At 71.2% G+C, this 21,287-nt stretch carries 21 protein-coding genes and 1 tRNA gene; 14 read left to right on the top strand and 8 right to left on the bottom strand.

Annotated elements, in window-relative coordinates:
* Positions 1 to 51 precede the first annotated feature (51 nt).
* On the top strand, positions 52 to 426 hold the full coding sequence (locus ABFX51_RS09415) for an FKBP-type peptidyl-prolyl cis-trans isomerase (protein WP_091506771.1): 375 nt from the start codon (positions 52 to 54) through the stop codon (positions 424 to 426).
* 39 nt (positions 427 to 465) lie between these two features.
* Here ABFX51_RS09415 and ABFX51_RS09410 read toward each other — a convergent pair whose 3' ends face one another.
* Positions 466 to 1,371 carry a LysR family transcriptional regulator gene (locus ABFX51_RS09410; RefSeq protein ID WP_091506769.1) on the bottom strand — a complete coding sequence of 302 codons (906 nt, stop codon included), beginning with the start codon at positions 1,369 to 1,371 and terminating at the stop codon, positions 466 to 468.
* A gap of 74 nt (positions 1,372 to 1,445) precedes the next feature.
* Between ABFX51_RS09410 and ABFX51_RS09405 the strand changes: the two genes are divergently transcribed.
* On the top strand, positions 1,446 to 2,333 hold the full coding sequence (locus ABFX51_RS09405) for a serine/threonine dehydratase (RefSeq protein ID WP_091506766.1): 888 nt from the start codon (positions 1,446 to 1,448) through the stop codon (positions 2,331 to 2,333).
* Between the two features lie 22 nt (positions 2,334 to 2,355).
* Positions 2,356 to 3,981: a hypothetical protein gene (locus tag ABFX51_RS09400; RefSeq protein WP_091506764.1), complete on the top strand. Its 1,626-nt coding sequence runs from the start codon at positions 2,356 to 2,358 to the stop codon at positions 3,979 to 3,981.
* Here the strand turns inward: ABFX51_RS09400 and ABFX51_RS09395 are convergent.
* Together ABFX51_RS09395 and ABFX51_RS09390 are read right to left on the bottom strand one after the other, a co-directional pair.
* The gene (locus ABFX51_RS09395; protein WP_346053434.1) at positions 3,941 to 5,947 is read right to left on the bottom strand and encodes a hypothetical protein; all 2,007 of its coding nucleotides are present in this window, start codon (positions 5,945 to 5,947) and stop codon (positions 3,941 to 3,943) included. The two genes, ABFX51_RS09400 and ABFX51_RS09395, sit on opposite strands and share 41 nt — an antisense overlap.
* Positions 5,948 to 6,127: 180 nt before the next feature.
* Positions 6,128 to 6,210: transfer RNA gene (locus ABFX51_RS09390), tRNA-Leu, on the bottom strand.
* 135 nt (positions 6,211 to 6,345) lie between these two features.
* Between ABFX51_RS09390 and ABFX51_RS09385 the strand changes: the two genes are divergently transcribed.
* The 9 genes from ABFX51_RS09385 (at position 6,346) to ABFX51_RS09345 (ending at position 16,469) form a co-directional block, all read left to right on the top strand.
* Positions 6,346 to 7,557, top strand: coding sequence for an FHA domain-containing protein (locus ABFX51_RS09385; protein WP_091506759.1), 1,212 nt, complete (start codon positions 6,346 to 6,348; stop codon positions 7,555 to 7,557).
* A 150-nt stretch (positions 7,558 to 7,707) separates the two neighbouring features.
* A complete protein-coding gene (locus ABFX51_RS09380; RefSeq protein WP_091506757.1) occupies positions 7,708 to 8,175 on the top strand; it encodes an FHA domain-containing protein FhaB/FipA in 468 nt (155 codons plus the stop codon).
* The gene (locus tag ABFX51_RS09375; protein WP_091506755.1) at positions 8,172 to 9,485 is read left to right on the top strand and encodes a PP2C family protein-serine/threonine phosphatase; all 1,314 of its coding nucleotides are present in this window, start codon (positions 8,172 to 8,174) and stop codon (positions 9,483 to 9,485) included. The genes ABFX51_RS09380 and ABFX51_RS09375 overlap by 4 nt, the downstream gene beginning before the upstream one ends.
* Positions 9,485 to 10,972, top strand: a complete 1,488-nt coding sequence (locus ABFX51_RS09370) for an FtsW/RodA/SpoVE family cell cycle protein (protein WP_091506753.1) — start codon at positions 9,485 to 9,487, stop codon at positions 10,970 to 10,972. Before ABFX51_RS09375 ends, ABFX51_RS09370 begins: the two co-directional genes overlap by 1 nt.
* On the top strand, positions 10,969 to 12,438 hold the full coding sequence (locus ABFX51_RS09365) for a peptidoglycan D,D-transpeptidase FtsI family protein (protein ID WP_091506751.1): 1,470 nt from the start codon (positions 10,969 to 10,971) through the stop codon (positions 12,436 to 12,438). Before ABFX51_RS09370 ends, ABFX51_RS09365 begins: the two co-directional genes overlap by 4 nt.
* Positions 12,439 to 12,441: 3 nt before the next feature.
* Positions 12,442 to 13,602, top strand: a complete 1,161-nt coding sequence (locus ABFX51_RS09360; protein ID WP_091506749.1) for a serine/threonine-protein kinase — start codon at positions 12,442 to 12,444, stop codon at positions 13,600 to 13,602.
* A 37-nt stretch (positions 13,603 to 13,639) separates the two neighbouring features.
* Positions 13,640 to 15,640 (top strand): Stk1 family PASTA domain-containing Ser/Thr kinase, encoded by a 2,001-nt coding sequence (gene pknB, locus ABFX51_RS09355; protein ID WP_346053431.1) that lies wholly within the window; start codon positions 13,640 to 13,642, stop codon positions 15,638 to 15,640.
* 125 nt (positions 15,641 to 15,765) lie between these two features.
* Positions 15,766 to 16,089 (top strand): nucleotidyltransferase family protein, encoded by a 324-nt coding sequence (locus ABFX51_RS09350; protein ID WP_346053429.1) that lies wholly within the window; start codon positions 15,766 to 15,768, stop codon positions 16,087 to 16,089.
* The gene (locus tag ABFX51_RS09345) at positions 16,086 to 16,469 is read left to right on the top strand and encodes a HepT-like ribonuclease domain-containing protein (protein ID WP_346053427.1); all 384 of its coding nucleotides are present in this window, start codon (positions 16,086 to 16,088) and stop codon (positions 16,467 to 16,469) included. Before ABFX51_RS09350 ends, ABFX51_RS09345 begins: the two co-directional genes overlap by 4 nt.
* Here the strand turns inward: ABFX51_RS09345 and ABFX51_RS09340 are convergent.
* The 3 genes from ABFX51_RS09340 to ABFX51_RS09330 are packed head-to-tail and all read right to left on the bottom strand — an operon-like array spanning position 16,416 to position 18,426.
* A complete protein-coding gene (locus ABFX51_RS09340) occupies positions 16,416 to 17,051 on the bottom strand; it encodes a hypothetical protein (RefSeq protein WP_346053425.1) in 636 nt (211 codons plus the stop codon). The genes ABFX51_RS09345 and ABFX51_RS09340 overlap by 54 nt on opposite strands.
* The gene (locus ABFX51_RS09335; protein WP_091507080.1) at positions 17,048 to 17,782 is read right to left on the bottom strand and encodes an ATP-binding cassette domain-containing protein; all 735 of its coding nucleotides are present in this window, start codon (positions 17,780 to 17,782) and stop codon (positions 17,048 to 17,050) included. Before ABFX51_RS09335 ends, ABFX51_RS09340 begins: the two co-directional genes overlap by 4 nt.
* Positions 17,783 to 17,784: 2 nt before the next feature.
* Positions 17,785 to 18,426 carry an aminodeoxychorismate/anthranilate synthase component II gene (locus ABFX51_RS09330; protein WP_091506740.1) on the bottom strand — a complete coding sequence of 214 codons (642 nt, stop codon included), beginning with the start codon at positions 18,424 to 18,426 and terminating at the stop codon, positions 17,785 to 17,787.
* Between the two features lie 111 nt (positions 18,427 to 18,537).
* Here ABFX51_RS09330 and ABFX51_RS09325 point away from each other — a divergent pair, with 111 nt between their 5' ends.
* The gene (locus tag ABFX51_RS09325) at positions 18,538 to 19,854 is read left to right on the top strand and encodes an FAD-dependent oxidoreductase (RefSeq protein WP_091506737.1); all 1,317 of its coding nucleotides are present in this window, start codon (positions 18,538 to 18,540) and stop codon (positions 19,852 to 19,854) included.
* Here the strand turns inward: ABFX51_RS09325 and ABFX51_RS09320 are convergent.
* Both ABFX51_RS09320 and ABFX51_RS09315 read right to left on the bottom strand, forming a co-directional pair.
* The gene (locus ABFX51_RS09320; protein WP_091506736.1) at positions 19,841 to 20,002 is read right to left on the bottom strand and encodes a hypothetical protein; all 162 of its coding nucleotides are present in this window, start codon (positions 20,000 to 20,002) and stop codon (positions 19,841 to 19,843) included. The two genes, ABFX51_RS09325 and ABFX51_RS09320, sit on opposite strands and share 14 nt — an antisense overlap.
* Positions 20,002 to 20,838 carry a class E sortase gene (locus ABFX51_RS09315; protein ID WP_091506734.1) on the bottom strand — a complete coding sequence of 279 codons (837 nt, stop codon included), beginning with the start codon at positions 20,836 to 20,838 and terminating at the stop codon, positions 20,002 to 20,004. Before ABFX51_RS09315 ends, ABFX51_RS09320 begins: the two co-directional genes overlap by 1 nt.
* Positions 20,839 to 20,945: 107 nt before the next feature.
* On the opposite strand from ABFX51_RS09315, the gene crgA reads away from it, so the two are divergent.
* Positions 20,946 to 21,212, top strand: coding sequence for a cell division protein CrgA (crgA, locus tag ABFX51_RS09310; protein WP_091506732.1), 267 nt, complete (start codon positions 20,946 to 20,948; stop codon positions 21,210 to 21,212).
* Positions 21,213 to 21,287: the final 75 nt, after the last annotated feature.

The following is a 21,287-nucleotide window of genomic DNA, read 5'->3' as shown; positions in this document are numbered from 1 at the left end:
ATCGGGACACCGGGTCGATACGGTGCAGCGAGCCGAGAACGAGGAGTGACCATGGCATTGAGCAAGCCCGAGGTGGACCGCCCCGACGGCCCGCCGCCCGCGGACCTGGAGATCACCGACGTGAGCGTCGGCGACGGCGAGGAGGCCACCGCGGGCAAGGTCGTGTCCGTGCACTACGTCGGCGTCTCGCACTCGACCGGCGAGCAGTTCGACGCGTCGTGGGACCGCGGGCAGCCGCTGCGCTTCCCGCTGGGGCAGGGGCACGTCATCCCCGGCTGGGACCGGGGCGTGCAGGGCATGAAGGTCGGCGGCAGGCGCAAGCTGGTCATCCCGCCGCACCTGGCCTACGGCGAACGCGGCGCGGGCGGCGTGATCAAGCCCAACGAGACCCTGATCTTCGTGGTGGACCTCGTCGAGGTCGGCTAGCGGCCAGCCGCTTCCCCACCGCCACCCTCAACGGACGCCCTACGGGCGGCTGTTCCGCACCACCTCCCGGAGCAGGTCGACCATCGTGGTCACCTGCCCGGGAGGGCGGGCGCGGTGCACGGTGAAGATCTCCCGCACGGGCCGCCGCCCGTCGAGGTCGCGCACCACGATGCCGTCCCGCGCCGCGCTGCCGAGCAGGCTCTGCGGCACGAACGCCACCCCCAGCCCCGCCCGCACCAGCGCGAGGATCGCCGCGTAGTCCCGCGTCTCGTACGCCACCCGCGGCCGGATGCCGGTCTCGGCGGTCAGGCTCTCGAAGCAGATCCGGCTCGGCGCGTTCCCGTCGCCGGACACCCAGTCGTCGTCCGCGAGGTCCTCGAACCGCAGCCGCGGCGCCCCGGCGAGCCGGTGGTCGGCGGGCAGCACGACCCGCAACCGGTCGGCCAGCAACGGCTGCCGCGCCAGCCCGCGGACCGGGGGCAGCGCCACACCCGGGTAGCGGTGCGTGATCAACAGGTCCAGCTCCCCCGACACCACCAGGTCGTAGCCGTCCGGCGGTTCGAGGTCGATCAGGCGCAACCTCGTGTCCGGGTGGGCAGTCCGGAACGCCCGCATCGCGGGCGGCAGCAGCACCTGACCGGCCGTGGCGAACGTGCCGATGCCCAGGTCCGCGACCGGCTGACGGCGCAGCGCCGCCAGCGCCTGCTCGGCGGCACGCAGTTCGCCCGCGACGACCTCGCCGTGGGTCACCAGCAGCCGCCCCGCCTCGGTCAGCGAGGCACCCGTAGGACGGCGTTCCAGCAGCGCACAGCCGACCTCGCGCTCCAGCCGCGCGAGCTGCTGGGACAGCGCCGACGGCGTGAACCCCAGCCGCCGGGCGGCGGTCGCGATCGAACCGGCGTGCGCCACCTCGACGAGGATCCGCAGTCGTTCGGCGTGCAGCACGTCGTAAGTATCGCTGAAGTCTGCTTAGCGAACCGCGTTATCCGCTAATGGCTTCCGGCGCGCAGAGTGGAGGTATGACAGCCACGCTCGCCTCCGAGGTCTCGGCCGCCGCCGAGCGGATCCGCCCGTACGTCCGCCGCACGCCCGTCCTGCGCACCGAGTTCGACGGGCGGCCGCTGGTGCTCAAGCTGGAGCACCTGCAGCGGACGGGCTCGTTCAAACTGCGGGGTGCGTTGAACGCGCTGCTCAGCGGTCCTTTGCCGGAACGCGTGGTGACGGCGTCGGGCGGCAACCACGGCATCGGCGTGGCGACGGCGGCTTCGATCCTCGGCGTGCCCGCGACCGTGTACGCCCCGAAGTCCATTCCGGACGGCAAGGCCGAGCGCATCGAGGCGGCGGGCGCCGAGCTGGTCCGCGCCGGCGACACCTACTCGGAGGCGGCCGCCGCGGCCCTCGAGGTGACCGGTGCCCGCTACGTCGAGGCCTACAACGATCCCGTCGTCGTCGCGGGACAGGGCACTGTCGCGGCGGAACTGGTCGAGGACGTGCCGGAGGTGGACTCCATCGCGGTCTCGGTGGGCGGCGGCGGTCTCGCGGCCGGGATCGCACTGGGCGGCGGGCGCCTGACGGTCGCGGTGGAACCGGAGCACTGCGACTGCCTGAACCGGGCACTGGAAGCGGGCCACCCCGTCGACGCCGACACCACCTCGGTCGCCTCGTCTGCGCTCGGCGCGACCCGGATCGGCGAAGTGCCCTTCGGGATCCTGACCAGCCACCCGGTCCACGCGCTCCGCGTCACGGACGAGCAGATCCTCGACGCGCAAACCGTGCTGTGGCAGGAGTTCCGCCTGGCCGTCGAACCCGCCGCGGCCACGCCGTTCGCCGCCTGGCTGGCCGGTCAGGTCCCCGGCGCCCTCCCGGCGATCGTCCTCTGCGGCGCCAACACCACCTGGACGCCGTGACCCCGTTCTAGGATGGGCCGTCGTGTCGGTCGACAGCTGGAGCACCGTCCGCGCCGAGCGGACCGTACTGGCCGTGGTGCACAACACCACCGCGGCGACCCGGCTGTTCGACGTCCTCCCGCTGTTCGCCGAGGACCCCCGCGTCGAGACCGTGTTCACGTGCCCGGGTTCGAGCGCGTTCACCGCGGGCACGGACACGTTCCTCGCCGGTGCCGGGATCACCCGGCTGTTGCCGTGGCGGCAGGCGCTGCGGCAGCGGCCGGACTTCGCGATCGCCGCGAGCTACGGCGGGGACCTGCACGAGATCACCGCGCCGCTCATGGTCGTGCCGCACGGCATGGGCTACAACAAGTACCTCGAATCGGACGGGGCCAGGAGCGTCTTCGGGCTGTCGAGCCCGTGGCTGCTGCACCGCGGCAGGCCGGTGCCGTCGGTCATCGTGCTCTCCCACGCCGAGCAGCTCACGCGCCTCGCCGAAGCCTGTCCCGAGGCCGTCGGCGCCGCACTCGTCGCGGGCGACCCGTGCTTCGACCGGCTCGTCGCGAGCCGCCCACTGCGGGAGACCTACCGGCAGGCACTGGGCGTCCGCCCGCACCAGCGGCTCGTGCTCGTGTCGTCGACGTGGGGCGCGAACTCGTTGTACGGCAGCGATCCCGGCCTGGTCTCGCGGCTCGCGGCCGGGCTGGACCTCGGGACCTACCGGCTCGCCGTGGCGCTGCACCCGAACATCGCCGGACGGCATTCGCGCTGGCAGGTGGACAGCTGGCTGGCCGACTGCGCACGGGCCGGCGTGCTCGTGCTGCCCAGCGAACGGCTGTGGGGCCCGGCGCTCGTCGCCGCGGACGTGACGATCGGCGACCACGGCTCGGTCAGCTTCTACTCCGCCGCGCTCGGCACACCGCTGCTGCTCGCCGCCGCCCCGGCGGACGCCGTGGACCCGCGGTCCCCGATCGGCAGGCTGCTGGAGGTGGCACCACGGCTGGACCCGCACGCCCCGCCAGGTCCGCAGCTGGAACGGGCCGTCCGGGAACCCGTTGATCTGACCGAGATCACCGGGCTCACGACGTCACTGCCCGGGAAGTCGGCGGCCGTGCTGCGCGAAACCATCTACCGCTGGCTGGACCTCGCACCACCGCGGTACTCCGCGGAGATCCGCGCCCTGCCCGTGCCGGAGGTGCGGGTGCCCCGGGCACACGCCCAGCTCGTCCAGGTGCGCTGGGGCGACGACGAGGCGACGGTCACCTGCTTCCCCGCGGAGGTGCTGCGTGACCCCGACGCACCGTGCCCCGACGGGCACCTCGTGGTGGACACGGAGGAACCGAACGTCCGGCTGCTCGACCTCGCCGACGTCCTCGTCCACGACCGCCCCCGCGACGCGGAGCACTGGATCGAACGGACGCTGGCGAACCTGCCGGGCTGCCGGCTCGCCGTCGCCCGGCTGACCGCCACGAGCTGGCTCGTCGGCACGGCCGACCGCGCGCTCATCCGGCTCGACCCGGTCACCGGACCCGTCGCCGCGTTCGCGGCCGCACTCCTGCACTCGGCGGTTCCGGGCCCGCTGACGGTCGTGGTGGGCGGACAGCGCTACCGCGCCGAAACTACGTTGATCAAACCGGCCGATCGGCCACCGAGCGCGCGAGCGCGGTGAGCCCGTGGCGGCGGAACAGCTCCTCCGCCTCCCGCAGTTTCTCCGCGGCACGCTCGGTTTCGCCCAGCGCCAGTGCCAGCTCCGCCTGTTCGACCAGCGCTTCACCCCGCTCGCGGTGGCCGGCCCCGACCCGGTCGAGCGCTTGCGCGGCCTCGGTCAGCCGGCCGGCCTCACGCAGTTTGCGGCCGCGCCACAGGTCGATCTTCGCGAGGTTGTACTCCTCCGTCCGCAGTCCCTCCGCCGCCTGGTCCAGCAGCGGCAGGGCCTCCGCGGGCGGCACGGCCTTGGCCAGGTGGAGCCGGGCGAGCGCGAGACGCCGCGGGTCAGCGGTGGCGGCGGCGAGTTCGACGTTGCGGCGCAGCAGGCCGAGCGCTTCGGCGTCCCCGCGCGCGAGGTGGGCCAGCGCGAGCGACTCGACCGCGGTGGCTTCGGCCTCGAGCGAACCGGCGCGCCTGGCGGCATCCTGCGCCTCGCGCAGAACTGCCATGGCGCGGTCGGTGTCCTCGCGTTGCAGGTGGGCGAACCCCAGCTGGAACCCGAGCACCGCGCGGCACAGGTCGTCGCCGCGCGCTCCGGCGGCGCGGAGGCCGAGTTCGTTGACCGCCACCATGTCCTGGGTGTGGCCACCCCGCTCGTAGTAGGGCCACAACGCGACCGCGAACCGGCAGACCTCGTCGAGCAGGCCGAGCCGCGAGGCGACCTCGACCGCGGCACGGACGTTCTGCCCTTCGACGTCCAGCCACTGCTCCGCGGACGACGCCGTGCCGGACGCGGTGACGCGGGGCAGCAGCGCGCGGTGCCACACCCGGTCCGGCATGAGCAACGCGGCCGCCGCGACCGTGCGCGTCAGGTAGTGCTGGACGAACCCGCGCAGCACCCGGTCGCTGTCGACGGCCTTGGTCCGCGCGTGCCGCCGCACCAGCCCGGACATCAGGTAGCGGTCTTCCTCGGGCGTGCTCACCAGCCTGGCGTGCACGAGTTCCTGCAGTGCGTCCGACACGTCGTCGGCCGGTTCCGCGAGCACGGCCGCGACGGCGTCGACGGAGACCTCACCGGTTCCCGGGTGTGCGCCCAGCGCCTGGTAGCAGCGCCGCGCCTGCTCGCCGAGCCGCTCGTACGCGGCGTCGAACACCACGGCGACCGACAGGCTGCTGTCCCGGGAGAGCTCGCGGAGCACGCGCTCGTCGTGCGCGAGTTTGTCGGCGAGCCGGGCGATGGGCCGGTCCGGGAACTCCTTGAGCAGCGCCCCGACCACGCACAACGCGATCGTCGAACCCTCGCAGCGCGCGAGCAGCCGGTCGACGGCCTCGGGTTCGGCGCCGATCCGCTCCACGCCCACGAGCCGGCCGAGGAGTTCGCGGGCAGCGGAATCGGCCATCGGGTCGACGTCGACGAGCGTGGCAGTCGCGGACGCGAGCAGCCCGGTGAGGCGGCCCGCCTCGGTGACCAGTACCGCGGAGGCGCCCTCTCCCGGCAGGAGGCTGTGCACCTGGGAGGCGGTCAACGCGTCGTCGATGACGAGGGCGACGCGCTTGCCCGTGGTCCAGGAGCGCCACCAGCCTGCCCGTCCGTCCAGGCTCGCCGGGATCTCTTCGGGGCGGTGGCTGGTGGCGAGCAGGAGCTCGCGGAGCGCGGCCCGCTCCCGGTCGGCGCCGTCGGGCCCGCTCGCGAGCCGCACGAAGAACCGCCCGTCGGGATAGTCGTGCCGGTGCCGCCCGACCCAGTGGTTGACCAGCGTGGTGCGCCCCGACCCGGGCGCCCCACGCACGATCGCGACGCGAGGCCCGCCACCAGCGGCAAACCACTCGTCGAGCTCCCCCAGCGGCCGCTCGTTGTCGGTGTAGTGCGCCGGCACCACCGGCACCTGGCACAACGCCGCCCCTCGCCGAACCTCATGGAAGTGCACCTCCCCGATGTCACGTGCCATGACAACGGACTCGGCCTCCCCACCGAACTGGTTCTGCACCCCCAAACCGTACCGCCCCCCACCGCACCCGACAGCACCAAAAACCACAGCTGGTCCAGACAACAAGCACCACCCACCAAAGGCGAGGAGCACGCACCGTGGGGGTCTGGGGGGTCGCCCCCCAGATGTGATAAGGACAACGGGAAAGACCCCCGGCGTTCGCCGGGGGTCTGAACAGGGTGGGCGAGGAGGGAGTTGAACCCTCACGTCCTTTCGGACACACGGACCTGAACCGTGCGCGTCTGCCATTCCGCCACTCGCCCCGAGTGCCTCAACTGCGGCAGCCAGGAAACTGTATCAGGCCGGTTCGAGGGGTTTCACCGGGGGCCGTGTCCGTAGGCCCGGATGCGGATAGGATCGATGCGAAAGCACACGTGCGAAGGAGGCTACGAGTCCCGGTGGGCCGCGTTGAACGGTTCGATCGACGCCTGGAAAGCCTGGTGGGCAATACCTTCGCGCGCATGTTCGGCGGCAACGTCGTCACCCAGGAAGTGGCGCAAGCCCTGGAACGGGAGAGCGAGGACAACGTCCGTGAGCTGGCCGGCGGTAGGCTCCTGGCCCCGAACCACTACGTGGTGTCGTTGGGTCCGGCCGACCACGACCGGATGGCCGGCGACGAACAACGCGTCACCGGGGTGCTCGCCGAAGCGGTGGGGCAGCACCTCGCCGAGCACGGCTGGGACACCTATGGTGACGTCGTAGTCTCGCTCGAGCGCAACGAGGCGCTGCATACTGGACAATTCAAGATCCGTTCATCCGTCGACCCGGACGTCAGCGCGCGTGGCGGTCCGGGTCCAGGACGGCCAGCTCGACCCAGCAACGCAGGAGACCCAGCAATGAGCCAGCCCCCCGGCTACGGCCAATACGACCAGGGTGACCCGTACGGCCAGCACGGCGGCCAGTACGGCTACGGACAGCAGGGACAGCCCGGCTACGACCAGGGTTACGGCGGTCAGCAGGGCTACGACCAGGGCTATGGCCAGCAGCCGCAGGGCGGGTACGACCAGGGCGGTTACGGCGGTCAGCCCGGCTACGACCAGGGCGGGTACGGGCAGGCCCCCCAGGGCGGTTACGACCAGGGCGGCTACGGCCAGCCCCAGGGTGGTTACGGCCAGGGCGGGTACGGGCAGGGCGGCTACGGCGGCCAGCCCGGCTACGACCAGGGTTACGGCCAGGCGCCGCAGGGCGGCTACGACCAGGGCTACGGGCAGGCCCCGCCGGCGGGGTACGACCAGGCCGGCTACGGCCAGCCGCAGGGCGCGCCGGACCCGTACGCGCAGCAGGGCTACGCCCCGCCCGCGGTGCAGGGCGGCAACCGCCAGCTGCAGGCGACCCTCCAGCTCGACGACGGCTCGAACCGCACCTACTCGCTGAAGCAGGGCGGCAACGTGGTCGGCCGCGGGCAGGACGCGGACTTCCGGCTGCCGGACACCGGTGTGTCCCGCAGGCACCTGGAGATCACCTGGGACGGCCAGAGCGCGACGCTCGCCGACATCGGCTCCACCAACGGCACCACCGTCAACGGCACGCCGGTCCAGACCTGGCAGCTGGCCGACGGTGACGTGATCCGGGTGGGCCACTCGTCCCTGGTGTTCCGCACGCAGGCCTGATCCGGACGGCAGCACGGGCACCTGTCTGCCTCCGTTGGCCGAGCCGCTGGGAAGCTGGTATCCCCTGTCCCGCAGAATTACCTCCGGCGGGGGCCCGTGGCGCACCGGTGTCACGGGTGGGAGCACAGAAGGCGGGAGCTGACACAACAGGTGCCAGAGCTGGTCGTTCAACTCACCAGGGTGGGCTTTCTGATCCTGCTCTGGCTGTTCGTGCTGGCCGCGCTGCGGGTGGTGCGGTCCGATCTGTACGCGGCCTCCGGGCTGAAGGTGGCGATCCCCGGCCTGCGACGGGGCAAGGAGAAGCAGCGGCCGAAGGGGTCGGGCAAGACCCCCCGGCAGCTGATCGTGACGCACGGGGTGCTGGCGGGGACCCGGATAGCGCTCGACGGCAGGCCGATCACCATCGGCAGGGCCGACGATTCGACGCTGGTGCTGGACGACGACTACGCGTCGACGCGGCACGCGCGGATCTCCCTGCGGGGTAATGACTGGTACGTGGAAGACCTGGGCTCCACAAACGGGACTTACCTCGACCGGGCTAAGGTCACTGCACCCCTCCGAGTTCCACTCGGTGTCCCCATCCGGATCGGCAAGACGGTGATCGAGCTTCGCCCATGACACTCGTTCTTCGCTACGCGGCCCGAAGCGACCGTGGCCTGGTTCGTTCGAGCAACCAGGACTCGGTCTACGCGGGACCGCGCCTGCTCGCACTCGCCGACGGCATGGGTGGCCATGCCGCGGGTGAGGTCGCCAGCAAGGTGGTCATCGCGTCCCTCGCCCCGCTCGACGACGACGAGCCCGGCGACGACCTGCTCTCCCAGCTCAGAGACGCGGTTTCGGGCGGGAACGCGGCCATCTCGGAGCTGGTGGCGAACGACCCCGACCTGGACGGGATGGGCACCACCCTGACCGCGATGCTGTTCTCCGGCTCGCGCATGGGCATGGTGCACGTCGGGGACTCGCGCGCCTACCTCTACCGCAACGGGCAGTTCTCGCAGATCACCCGTGACGACAGCTTCGTGAACGAGCTGCTCGAGCAGGGCCGGATCACCGCGGACCAGGCGGCGACGCACCCGCAGCGGTCCCTGCTGCTGAAAGCGCTTACCGGGCACGAGGTCGAGCCGAGCCTGACGGTGCGCGAGGCGCGTGCCGGGGACCGCTACCTGCTGTGCTCGGACGGGCTGTCCGGCATGGTCAGCGACGAGACGCTCGCCGAGGCGATCCAGATCCCCGACCCGCAGGACTGCGCGGACCGGATGATCGAGCTGGCGCTCAAGGGCGGCGGCACGGACAACGTGACCGTGATCGTGGCCGACGTGGTGGACGTGGACTTCGGCGAGGACGCGCCGATCGTGGGCGGCGCCGCCGGTGACGGCAGCGACGAGTACCACCAGGGCGATTCGCCCGCCGCGCGCGCCAGGGCGCTCACCGCGCCCCCGCCGCCCCCGCCGCAGCAGCTCTCCGAACCCGAGCCGGACCCGAAGGCGAAGCGCCGCAGGCGCTGGCGCTGGTTCGTCGGCATCCTGCTCGTGCTGGTCCTGCTGGGCGCCGGCGGCATCGCCACGCGGTACTTCGTGCTGAGCCAGTACTACGTCGGCGAGGGCCCGAACAACGAGGTCGCGATCTTCCGCGGCGTGCCGGGCAGCATCCTGGGTGTCCAGCTGCACCAGGAGGCGGAGGGCTCGTGCCCGCCGGGCGGCTCGCTGTGCGACGTGCTGACCGTGCCGCAGCTGCAGCAGGACGCGCAGAACGCCGTGCGCAACGGCGTCAAGAAGGACACCCTGCAGGCCGCGCGCGACTACATCAACAACTTCCTGCGCTACAAGACGCTCAAGGACTGCACCACCCAGCCGGCCGACCAGGGCACGTCGCCGGCGCCGACGGGCACGGACTGCCAGACGACGCCCCCGCCGGGTGGCGGTGGCTGATGAGCCAGGCGACGCCCGACTCCGCCGCCGCGATCTACCAGAGCAACCCGCAACGGGAGCTGCCCACGCGGCGGGGTACCGAGCTGGCCATGCTCGGTTTCGCCGCGTTCATCGTGACGTGCGCGTTCGTGCTGGTGCAGGCCAACCAGGAGCAGGAGCTGTCCTTCTCCATCATCTGGTACGGCCTGGCCTACCTCGGCCTGTTCGGGGTCGCGCACTTCGCGGTGCGCCGCTGGGCCCCGTACGCGGACCCGCTGATCCTGCCCAGCGTCGCGCTGCTCAACGGCATCGGCCTGGTCATGATCTACCGGATCGACCTGGCGCTGACGGAGAAGGCGACGCAGAGCGGCCGCGACTACAGCGCCGCGGCGCCGAAGCAGGTGCTGTTCACGGCGCTCTCGCTGGTGTTGTTCCTCGCGGTGCTGATCTGGGTGAAGGACCACCGGACGCTGACCCGCTACGGGTACACGTGCGGGCTGGTCGGCATCGCCGCGCTCGCGCTGCCCGCGATCCTGCCGCGCTCGCTGTCCGAGACGAACGGCGCGAAGGTGTGGATCAAGCTGCCGTTCTTCTCGATCCAGCCGGGTGAGTTCGCGAAGATCCTGCTGATGGTCTTCTTCGCCACGTTCCTGGTGGCGAAACGCGACCTGTTCATGATCGCGGGCAAGAAGGTGTTCGGCGTCGAGCTGCCGCGGGCCCGCGACCTCGGCCCGCTGCTCATCGCCGCCGCGGTCTGCCTGCTGGTCCTGGTGTTCGAGAAGGACCTGGGTACGTCGCTGCTGTTCTTCGCGATCGTGCTGGTGCTGATCTACATCGCGACCGAGCGCGCGATCTGGGTGGTCACGGGGCTCGGCTTCTTCGTGGTCGGCTGCCTGATCGCCTACAAGCTGTTCACGCACGTCCAGCAGCGGGTGGCGAACTGGGTCGACCCGCTGGCCACCTACATGGACGACGGCGGCGGCTACCAGATCGCGCAGGCCCTGTTCGGGCTGGGCACCGGCGGGGTCGGCGGCACCGGGCTCGGTGCCGGGCGGCCGGACATCGTGCCCGAGGCCAACACCGACTTCATCACCGCCGGGATCGGCGAGGAGCTCGGTTTCGTCGGGCTCGCCGCGATCCTGATGGTGTACCTGATCCTCGCCACCCGCGGGATGCGCAGCGCGCTCGCGGTGCGCGACACGTTCGGCAAGCTGCTCGGCTGCGGCCTGTCGTTCTCGATCGTCATGCAGGTGTTCGTGATCGTCGGCGGGGTCACCAAGCTGATCCCGATGACCGGTATCACGACGCCGTTCCTGTCCTACGGTGGTTCGTCGCTGCTGGCGAACTACATCCTGGTGGCGCTGCTGCTGCGCATCTCCGACGCCGCCCGCCGGCCCGCTCCCAAGGCGCGGCCGAAGGCGCCGCCGCAGCAGGCGCCGATCGCGGAGGCGAGCACCGTGCTGGTGCAGCGCCCGCCCGCCGATCCGGAAGCAGGGGGTGCCCGGTGAACAAGCCCATGCGCCGCGTCGGCATCGCCATGCTCGTCATGGTGGTGCTGCTGCTGATCAACAGCACCTACATCCAGGTGGTGAAGGCCGACGACTACCGCACGGACTCCCGCAACCAGCGGGTGCTCCTCGACGAGTACTCGCGGCAGCGCGGCAGCTTCGTGTCGCAGTACAACGGCCAGGTCATCGCCGACGTCGTGGCGACGGACGACAAGCTGAAGTTCGAGCGGCACTACGTCAACGGCCCGCTGTACGCGCCCGTGACCGGCTACTACTCGGTGCGCTACGGCTCGGCGGGCCTGGAGCGGGTCGAGGACGACATCCTCACCGGCTCGGACCCGCGGCTGTTCGTGCGGCGGCTGTCGGACATGGTCACCGGCCGGGACCCGCGTGGCGGCAACGTCCAGCTGACCATCAACCCGGCGGTCCAGCAGGCGGCCTACAACGCCATGACGTCCAGGGGCTACACCGGTGCCGTCGTCGCGATGAACCCGAAGACCGGCGAAATCCTCGCCATGGTCTCCACGCCCTCCTACGACCCGAACGGCCTCGCCTCGCACGACGGGGACGCGCAGCAGAAGGCGTGGAAGCAGTTCACCAACGACCCGAAGAACCCGATGCTGAACCGGGCGATCTCGGAGACCTACCCGCCGGGCTCGACGTTCAAGCTGGTCGTGGCGGCCGCCGAGCTGCAGAACGGCGCCGGCCCGGACACCCCGGTCAGCAACGCGCCGAACGTCAAGCTGCCCGGCACCAACGTCACGCTGGAGAACTACGGCGGCGAGACGTGCCCCGGCACGACCTTCAAGGATGCCCTCGCGCACTCGTGCAACGTCCCCTTCGCGACGTTCGCGGGTGAGCTGGGTGCCGACAAGCTGCGCCAGACCGCCGCGAACTTCGGCATCGGCCAGACCGACCTGGCGATCCCGACGAAGGTCGCCGCGTCCGGCCTCGGCGCGCTCGACTCGACCGCCGCGCTGTACCAGAGCGGTATCGGCCAGCGCGACGTCCGGCTGACCCCGCTGCAGGACTGCCTGCTCGCCGCGACCGTCGCCAACGGCGGCATGGCGATGAAGCCGCAGCTGGTGAAGAAGCTGCTCGCCCCCGACCTGTCCGACCTGCAGGGCTTCACGCCCGAGGAGCTCACCGGCACGCCGGCGCTGTCCGCCGCCAACGCCGAGATCCTCAAGCAGATGATGGAGGCGTCGGAGGACAACACGAAGGGCGGCGGTAAGAAGGCGAACATCAAGATCGCCTCCAAGACCGGTACCGCCGAGCACGGCAACGACCCGAAGAACACCCCGCCGCACGCCTGGTACACCGCGTTCGCCCCGGCCGACGACCCGCAGATCGCCGTCGCGGTCATCGTCGAGTCGGGTGGCAACCGGGGCCTGGAGGCCACCGGTGGCAGCGTCGCCGCGGAGATCGGCCGGGCCGCGATCAACGCGCAGCTCGGAGGTGGGTAGCGGATGCTGTCCACGGGTCAGCTGGTGGCGGAGCGCTACCGCTTGGTCAGCCGGATCGCCGTCGGGGGGATGGGCGAGGTCTGGCAGGCCAGTGACACCCGTTTGGACCGCACCGTCGCCGTCAAGGTGCTCAAGTCGGAGCTGTCGGGGGACGCCGAGTTCCTGCACCGCTTCCGCACGGAGGCCCGCACGACGGCCTCGTTGAACCACCCCGGGATCGCGGCCGTGCACGACTACGGTGAATCCGCCGCGGACGACCACTCGATCGCGTACCTGGTCATGGAGCTCGTCGAGGGCGAGCCACTGGCCGGCATCCTGGCGCGCGAGGGCAGGCTCGCCGCGGACCGCGTGCTCGACATCCTGGAGCAGGCGGGCCACGCGCTGCAGGCCGCGCACGAGCGCGGGCTGGTGCACCGCGACATCAAGCCGGGCAACATCCTGGTCACGCCCGCCAACAAGGTCAAGATCACCGACTTCGGCATCGCGAAGGCCGCGCACGCCGCGCCGGTGACCCGCTCGGGCATGGTCATGGGCACCGCCCACTACATCGCCCCGGAGCAGGCGCTCGGCCAGGACGCGGAGCCGGCCAGCGACGTGTACTCGCTCGCGGTGTGCGGCTACGAATGCCTCGCGGGGCACCGGCCGTTCCTGTCGGAGCACTCGGTGACGGTCGCGATGATGCACATCCGGGACCTGCCGCCGCCGCTGCCGCCGGACGTGCCGCCCGGCGCGCGGGCGCTGATCGAGGCGACGATGGTCAAGGACCCGCGCCAGCGGTACCGGACCGGCGGTGAGTTCGCGGCCGCGGTCGCCGCGGTGCGGGCGGGGCTCCCGCTGCCGACGCCGTCCGGGCTGGTGCAGGCGTACGCGCCCCCGGTGGGCCCGGTCTCGCACCCGGTGCTGCAGCCCGTGGCGCCCCCGCCGATGGGGCACCCGAGCGGCGTGGTGCCGATGCCCGTGCCGCCGCGGAGACGGAACCTGACAGCGTTGTGGGTGGTGCTGGCCGTGGTGGTCGTGGGGCTGGTCGTCGCCGCGGTGCTGGTCCTGCCCCGGTTGCTCGGCTCACGGGACGAGCCGGTCCAGCCGGGGAGAGTGGGCACGAGCGAACTGGTGCCGGGCCACGGGCAGGCACCTCCCCCCGAACCGACGACCTACGGGGCATGATGAGTACACCTTGGACGGAATGGACAGGCTTTCTCCGATGAGCACACCCCGACTGCTCTCCAACCGCTACGAACTGGGCGACACGCTCGGCTACGGCGGCATGTCCGAGGTGCACCACGGCACCGACATCCGCCTCGGGCGCGAGGTCGCGGTGAAGATCCTGCGGGCGGACCTGGCGCGGGACCCGCAGTTCCAGGAGCGGTTCCGCCGCGAGGCGCAGAACGCCGCGGCGCTCAACCACCCGGCGATCGTCGCCGTCTACGACACGGGTGAGACGCAGACCGAGTACGGTCCGCTCCCCTACATCGTGATGGAGTACGTCAACGGTCGGACGCTGCGCGACATCGTCAAGACCGAGGGCCCGATGTCGCAGAAGCGGGCCATGGAGGTCATGGCGGACGTCTGCGCCGCGCTCGACTTCTCGCACCGGCACGGCATCGTGCACCGCGACGTGAAGCCGGCGAACGTGATGATCACCAACCACGGCGCCGTGAAGGTGATGGACTTCGGCATCGCGCGGGCAATGCACGACGGCCAGGCGGCGATGACGCAGACCGCCGCGGTGATCGGTACCGCCCAGTACCTGTCGCCGGAGCAGGCGCGCGGCGAGGGCGTGGACGCGCGGTCGGACGTGTACGCCGCGGGCTGCGTGCTGTACGAGCTGATCACGGGCGAGCCGCCGTTCACCGGGGACTCGCCGGTCGCGGTGGCCTACCAGCACGTCCGTGAGGACCCGAAGGCCCCGTCGACGGTGAACCCGGCGGTGTCGCCGGAGCTGGACGCGATCGTGCTGAAGGCGCTGGCCAAGGGCCCGGCGAACCGCTACCAGTCGGCCGCGGAGATGCGGTCGGACATGGTGCGGGTGCTGTCGGGGCAGCGCCCGTCGGCGCCGATGGTGATGACGGCGGACGAGCGCACGCAGGTGCTCAACGGCGGTGGCCCGGCCGGGCACGCCGCGGACTACGAGGAGTACAGCGACTTCTACGCCGACGACCCGGCCCGCAGGCGGCGGCGCAGGGCGTGGACCGCGGTGATCTTCACCGTGATCGGGCTCGCGCTGGTCGCGTTCATCGTGTGGCTGTCGGGCGCGTTCGACACGAAGGCCCCGGCGGCGGCGGTGCCGGACGTGCGCGGCCAGCAGCAGAACGTCGCGACGGACACGCTCCGGAACGCGGGCTTCACGAAGGTCTCGATCGTGCCGGTGTCGTGCAAGATGCTGCCGAACCAGCAGCCGGCGTGCGCGAACCCCGACGACGTCGGCAAGGTGCTGTCCACCGACCCGGCGGCCGGGGCCACGGTGGCCACGTCGACCGAGATCAAGCTGAGTGTCGGCACGGCGCCGAAGAAGGTGTCGGTGCCGAACCTGGCGGGCAAGAGCAGGGACGAGGCGACGGCGGCGCTGCAGGCGGTGGGCCTGTACCTCGACCCGAACGTGCCCGAGGTGGACGTCAGCGACCCGAACCAGTACGGCAAGGTCGTCCGGCAGAGCGTCGCGGCCAACGCGACCGTGGACGAGGGCACCACGGTGACGATCACCGTGGGCAAGACCAAGAACATGGTCCAGATCACCGACTACACGGGCAAGCAGTTCTCCGAGGCGCAGGCCGCGTTGCAGGCCGCCGGGTTCGTGGTGAAGAAGGAGACGCAGGCGTCGGGTGAGGCCGAGGGCACGGTCGTGAACCAGAAGCCGAACGCGGGTCTCCAGCCGGAGGGCACCACGGTGACGCTGTACGTGTCCGACGGTTCGCAGCAGCAGATCACCATGCCGGACCTGACGGGCCTGACCCAGCAGCAGGCGCAGCAGCGGCTGGGGCAGGCGGGCTGGGACGGCACGCTGAACTACCAGGTGGACCAGGTCAACGATCCCGACGAGGACGGCAAGGTCACCCGCACCGCGCCCGCGGCGGGTACCCAGATCGCCAAGAACCAGACGATCACTCTGTTCATCGGCGAGCGGCGCAACGGCGGAGGCGGCGGCAACACCACGACGCCGACGACGACGTCATCACCGCGGACGGGGATCCCCGGATTCCCGTGATCCGTCTGAAGGCTGACTGAGGCCAGGTCCCCGCGCGGGACCTGGCCTCACTGCTGTCCGGGGCACGTCGCGGCCCACCGCGTTCGCCGTGGCGGGGCCGGTGGCGGGACTGCGATACTGGCGTCATGGCCGGAGCAGTCGTCGACGCCCCGCACCGCCGGGTGACGCTGGCGGAGGTGCGTGCCCACCGCGAGGAGATCTACCGCATCGCCGAGAAGTACGGGGTGCGGAACGTCCGCGTGTTCGGCTCGGTGGCAAGAGACGAAGCCGACGACGACAGCGACCTGGACCTGCTGGTGGATCCGGGCCCCCACACCAGTTTGTGGGGATTGTCCGGCTTCGCCCTGGACGTGGAGGAGCTGCTGAACGTCTTCACCCAGGTAGCGACGCCGAACGGGCTCAAGGCCCGGATCCGGGACCGGGTGCTGGCAGAAGCGGTCCCCGTGTGAAGCGGGAGACGCCCGAACGCCTGCGGGACATTCTCGAGGCAGCCGCAACGGCAGAGCAGATCCGGCCGCGCACCCGGACCGAGTTCGACACGAACCTCACCGCTCAACTGGCCCTGACGCGCCTGGTCGAGATCATCGGGGAGGCGGCAAACCACGTGGCTCCCGAGGTCCAGGCCGCGAACAGCGACGTGCCGTGGCGCGCCATCGTGGGCATGCGGAACCGCATCACCCACGGCTACTTCGACATGGACCTCAATGCTTTGTGGCGGGTGCTGACCGTCGACCTGCCCGCGGTGCTACCTCGAATCGAGCAGATCCTCGCCGACTCAACTCCGGCGCTGGACGACGGCTCCGACCGCGACACCACTCACCACCAGTAACCCCACCGACGTCACCGCGCCGAGCACCAACGGTCCCGTGGCGGGCGCCTCCGCCGCCAGGGCTCGCAGCATCGGGTTGAGCAGCGGGACCTGCCGGATCAGCAGCACCACCGCGAGCACCACCGGGGCGGTCAGCACCGTGTAACCGATCCGCGGCAACAGCAGCCGCGAGCACGGCAGGCCGACCGCGATGCCCGTCGCCGTGGCGGAGAGGTGCGCGAGGATCCCCAGACCGAGGGTGCCGAGCGGGTTCCCGCCGTGCACCACCGATGACCACACGAGCGGCGCCACCGTGAGCAGCGCCCCGCAGACCAGCACCGCGCCCACCACGCCGCCGAGCACGGTCGACAACCGCCGGGCGTGGACGCGCGTGATCAGTCGCTGGACCGGGTCCTCGGCGTCGACCAGTGCGATCGTCAGCCAGCAGGTGATCACCGCGAGCCCACCGGCGCTCAACGCGAACTCCGGCAGCACCGGCGTGCCCGGGTCCGCGTACACGACGCCCAGCAGCAGCGCGAACAGCAGCGACGGCGGCAGCCAGCGTTGCGAGTGTCCGAGCAGGGCCAGCTGGTACCGGATCACCGCCGGACCTCCCGCACCGACCAGCCGCTCCGCAACGCGTCGAGCAGCACCTCGTCGACCTGTTCGGAGGGCACCGCCAGCTCCTTCCGGTCACCGTCCCGGCAGAGCACGACCCGCGCGACCGAATCGGCCGCCTCCCTCAGCACGCCGTCGGCCAACCGGAAGACCTGGCCGGCGTGGACCCGTGCGACGCGCTCGTCGTGCGCCGTGAACACCACGCCGGCGCCGCGGTCCCGTGCCTCCGCGATCAGTTCGCCCAGCACGCCGTGCGCCGCCGGGTCCAGGCCCGACCACGGTTCGTCCAGCACCAGCAGCTCCGGCTCCGCCAGCAGCGCCTGCGCCAGGCCCACCTTCTGCGCGTTGCCCTTCGACAACCGGCGGATCGGCGCGCCAGGGCCACCCTCCAGCGCGAGCCGCTCCAGCAAAGCCTCGGCCCGCTGCCCGGCGCCGGGCACCCCAGAGATCCGCCCGAGGTGCCGCAGGTACGCCACCGCACTCATCCGCGTGGACGCGGGAAAGCGGTCCGGCACGTAGCCCGTCGAAGGGGTGCCGACGACGCTGCCGGAAGTCGGTTCGGAAATCCGCGCGAGGATGCGCAGCAGCGTGGACTTGCCGGAACCGTTCGTCCCGACCAGCCCGGTCACCTGACCGCCGCGCACCTCCAGGTCCACCCCGGACAGCACGGGACGGCCGCGGCCGTAGCTCTTGCCGACCCGGTCGAGCCGGACCAGCGTCACGCCACCGCGGCCTTCTGCAACGCCTCGACCTCGCGCACGAGCGAATCCACCGTCGCGTCGGGAACCGGGTGGCCCGCGGCGGCCATCCAGTTCGCGAGCATCCGGTGCCCGCGCTGCGTCAGCACCGACTCCGGGTGGAACTGCACGCCTTCGACCGGCAGCTCGCGGTGCCGCATGCCCATCACCACACCCGACTCCGTGCGGGCGGTGACCTCGAACTCGGCCGGGATGGTCTCCGGGAGCACGGTCAGCGAGTGGTAGCGGGTCGCGGTGAACGGGTCCGGCAGCCCGGCCAGGACACCCGTCCCCTCGTGGTGCACCTGGCTCGTCTTGCCGTGCAGCAGCTCGGGCGCCCGGTCGACCGTGGCACCCCACGCGACGCCGATCGCCTGGTGGCCGAGGCAGACGCCCAGCAGCGGGGTGCGCTGCTCCGCGCACCGGCGCACGACCTCGATGCTCTGCCCCGCGCGTTCCGGCGTGCCGGGGCCCGGCGAGACCAGCACGCCGTCGAACTCGCCGAGGCGCTCGGTGTCCACGACGTCGTTGCGCCACACCGTGCAGTCGGCGCCGAGCTGCGCCAGGTACTGCACCAGGTTGTAGACGAAGCTGTCGTAGTTGTCGACGACGAGGACACGCATGAGACCCAGCGTACCGATTCCAGAGCGTGGACCGTACGCCATATCACAGTGATAGTTAGGGTCACCTCACTTTACCGTGGAACGGTGAGCCGAACTCTTCGTGTTGCGATCGTGGGCGCCGGTCCGGCCGGCATCTACGCCGCCGACATCCTCGACAAGTCCGAAGCCGAGGTCAGCGTCGATCTCTTCGAACGCATGCCGGCACCGTTCGGCCTGATCCGCTACGGCGTGGCGCCCGACCACCCGCGCATCAAGGGCATCGTGACCGCGCTGCACAAGGTGCTGGACCGGCCGGGGATCCGCCTGCTCGGCAACATCGACTACGGCACCGACATCAAGCTCGACGACCTGCGCGAGTACTACGACGCCGTCATCTTCGCGACCGGCGCGATGAGCGACCGCCCGCTCGAGATCCCGGGCATCGACCTGCCCGGCAGCTTCGGCGCCGCCGACTTCGTCTCCTGGTACGACGGGCACCCCGACGTGCCGCGCACCTGGCCGCTGGAGGCCACCAGCGTCGCCGTGCTGGGCGTCGGCAACGTGGCGCTCGACGTCGCCCGCATCCTCGCGAAGACCGCCGACGAGCTGCTGTCCACCGACATCCCGCCGAACGTCTACGAGGGCCTCAAGGCCAGCCCGGTGACCGACGTGCACGTGTTCGGCCGCCGCGGTCCCGCGCAGGCCAAGTTCACCCCGCTGGAGCTGCGGGAGCTGGACCACTCGCCGAACGTCGAGGTCATCGTGTACCCGGAGGACATCGAGTTCGACGAGGGTTCGATGGCCGCGATCCGGTCCTCGAAGCAGGTCGACATGGTCGTGAAGACGCTGCAGGAGTGGGCGATCCGCGACCAGGGCGACCGGCCGAAGCGGCTGCACCTGCACTTCTTCCACTCGCCGACGGAGATCCTCGGCGAGGACCGGGTCACCGGCCTCCGCACGGAGCGCACCGAGCTGACCGGCGACGGCAACGTCCGCGGCACCGGCGAGTTCCACGACTGGGACGTGCAGGCGGTCTACCGCGCCGTCGGCTACCTGTCCTCACCGCTGACGGAGGTCCCGTTCGACCACGGCACCGGCACCGTGCCCAACAAGGGCGGCCGCGTGCTGGACATGGACGAGAACCAGGTGCCCGGCGTGTACGTCACGGGCTGGATCAAGCGCGGCCCGGTGGGCCTGATCGGGCACACCAAGGGCGACGCGGCCGAGACGATCGCGAACCTGCTCGCGGACGCGGACTCGCTGGCCCGCCCGAAGCACGACGACCCGGACGCGATCCTGGCCTTCCTGACCGAGCGCGGTGTCCCGTTCACCACCTGGGAGGGCTGGGGCAAGCTGGACGCGCACGAGCGCTCGCTCGGCGAGCCGCAGGGCCGCGAGCGCGTGAAGGTCGTCGAGCGCGACGAGATGGTGCGCGTCAGCCGCCGGTGACGGAAACCTGGTTGAACGGCAGCAGCGGGTCCAGCCAGGGGAACACCACGAAGAGCAGCAGCGCCACCACCGCCAGGACCAGGATGGCCGCGAGGACGAGCTTCGCGGCCACCGGTCCCGGCAGGTGCCGCCAGATCCAGGAGTACATCAGGCCCCTCCGATCGCCTGGAGCAGTTGTGCGTAGGTCGCGCCGGGTGTCTTCGGGAACTGGTTGGTCAGCACGGCGTGCACGATGAGCCGCTGCTTGTCCGAGAACTGCGGGTGGCAGGTGGTCAGGGTGAGCAGCGCGACCTGCTGCGCGGCGGGCAGCACGTCGGTGGGCTGGTGCGGCACCGGCGCGACGACGTCGCCCTGGTCCGGGTTCACCACCTCGCGGCCGACGGTCTGCCCGTAGGCACCGCCGCCGGGCGCGTCCGTGCGCAGGGTGCTGACCTTCGCGCACTGCGGCTGCTTCCCCTTGCCGTTGGCCCAGTTCGCGAGCTCGTCGCTGTGCGGCAGCACGCGGTAGACGAAGAAGTCGGTCTGGGTCTCGACGACGATCGCGTCGCACGAGCTGAGCAGGTCGAGGTCGTTGAACGGCGCGCCCTTGCCGACCCGGTGCCCCGCGACCGAGAAGTTGCCGGGCTCCCCCGGCAGCGCGGTGCCCTTGTAGTGCCCGGGCCCGACCTCGAGCGCGGCGGCGTCGGTGCCCTCCTGGATCGTGAAGTGGTAGTCGGCGCCGAAGCTGGGGATGTACAGCTTCGCGAACGCCTTGCCGTCGATCAGCTCCGAATGCAGCTCGCGGCCCTGCGCCCAGTCCTGGTCCAGGTCCGCGGTCGCGCTGGCCTGCTTCTGCGCGGAGAAGAGGTCGGTGACGTAGAGCTCGTAGACCACGAACAGCAGCACGACCAGACCGGCCGTGATCAGCAGTTCGCCGATGGTCCGCACCACCCGGCCGCCGCGCCCGCGCGACGATCCGGCCGGCGGCGCTTCCAGTATCGCCACGCACGCTCCTCTCCACTGCCTGCTTACGTTAACGTGTGGAGGTAGACGTGGTTGCGCGCTGAACCCGCGCGCCACCGGCGAGTTCCTGTCGAGTACGCGAGGTCCCGATGCCGAAGTCCAAGGTCCGCAAGAAGACGGCGTATACCCCGCCCGCCGACCGGCGTACCCCGGTCAAGGTGCGTGCCGCGGGACCGTCGCACCCGGTCTACAAGGTCGTCATGTTCGGGCTCATGGTCATCGGGCTCGCCTGGCTCGTGGTCAACTACATCGCGGGCGACAAGATCGGGTTCATGGCCGACCTCGGCAACTGGAACTTCGCGATCGGCTTCGCGCTGATGATCTCCGGGCTGCTGATGACGATGCGGTGGCGCTAGGTCGGCTTCGATGTTGACCCGCTCGGCCTATTGACACCGAATTACACCACTGTGACTCATCCCCATTGTGGATAA

The sequence above is a fragment of the Amycolatopsis dongchuanensis genome (assembly GCF_039542405.1).
GTDB classification, from domain to species: Bacteria; Actinomycetota; Actinomycetes; order Mycobacteriales; family Pseudonocardiaceae; genus Amycolatopsis_E; species Amycolatopsis_E sacchari.
Note: the sequence above shows the minus strand (reverse complement) of the source record. Positions and strands in the feature narration are given on the sequence as shown.

Bases quoted from the DNA above. Each gene is read 5' to 3' on its own strand.
- pknB (WP_346053431.1), top strand. From the start codon at position 13,640: ATGAGCACACCCCGACTGCTCTCCAACCGCTACGAACTGGGCGACACG.
- ABFX51_RS09330 (WP_091506740.1), bottom strand. From the start codon at position 18,426: ATGCGTGTCCTCGTCGTCGACAACTACGACAGCTTCGTCTACAACCTG.
- ABFX51_RS09370 (WP_091506753.1), top strand. From the start codon at position 9,485: ATGAGCCAGGCGACGCCCGACTCCGCCGCCGCGATCTACCAGAGCAAC.
- ABFX51_RS09320 (WP_091506736.1), bottom strand. From the start codon at position 20,002: ATGTACTCCTGGATCTGGCGGCACCTGCCGGGACCGGTGGCCGCGAAG.
- crgA (WP_091506732.1), top strand. From the start codon at position 20,946: ATGCCGAAGTCCAAGGTCCGCAAGAAGACGGCGTATACCCCGCCCGCC.
- ABFX51_RS09350 (WP_346053429.1), top strand. From the start codon at position 15,766: ATGGCCGGAGCAGTCGTCGACGCCCCGCACCGCCGGGTGACGCTGGCG.
- ABFX51_RS09405 (WP_091506766.1), top strand. From the start codon at position 1,446: ATGACAGCCACGCTCGCCTCCGAGGTCTCGGCCGCCGCCGAGCGGATC.
- ABFX51_RS09375 (WP_091506755.1), top strand. From the start codon at position 8,172: ATGACACTCGTTCTTCGCTACGCGGCCCGAAGCGACCGTGGCCTGGTT.
- ABFX51_RS09415 (WP_091506771.1), top strand. From the start codon at position 52: ATGGCATTGAGCAAGCCCGAGGTGGACCGCCCCGACGGCCCGCCGCCC.
- ABFX51_RS09360 (WP_091506749.1), top strand. From the start codon at position 12,442: ATGCTGTCCACGGGTCAGCTGGTGGCGGAGCGCTACCGCTTGGTCAGC.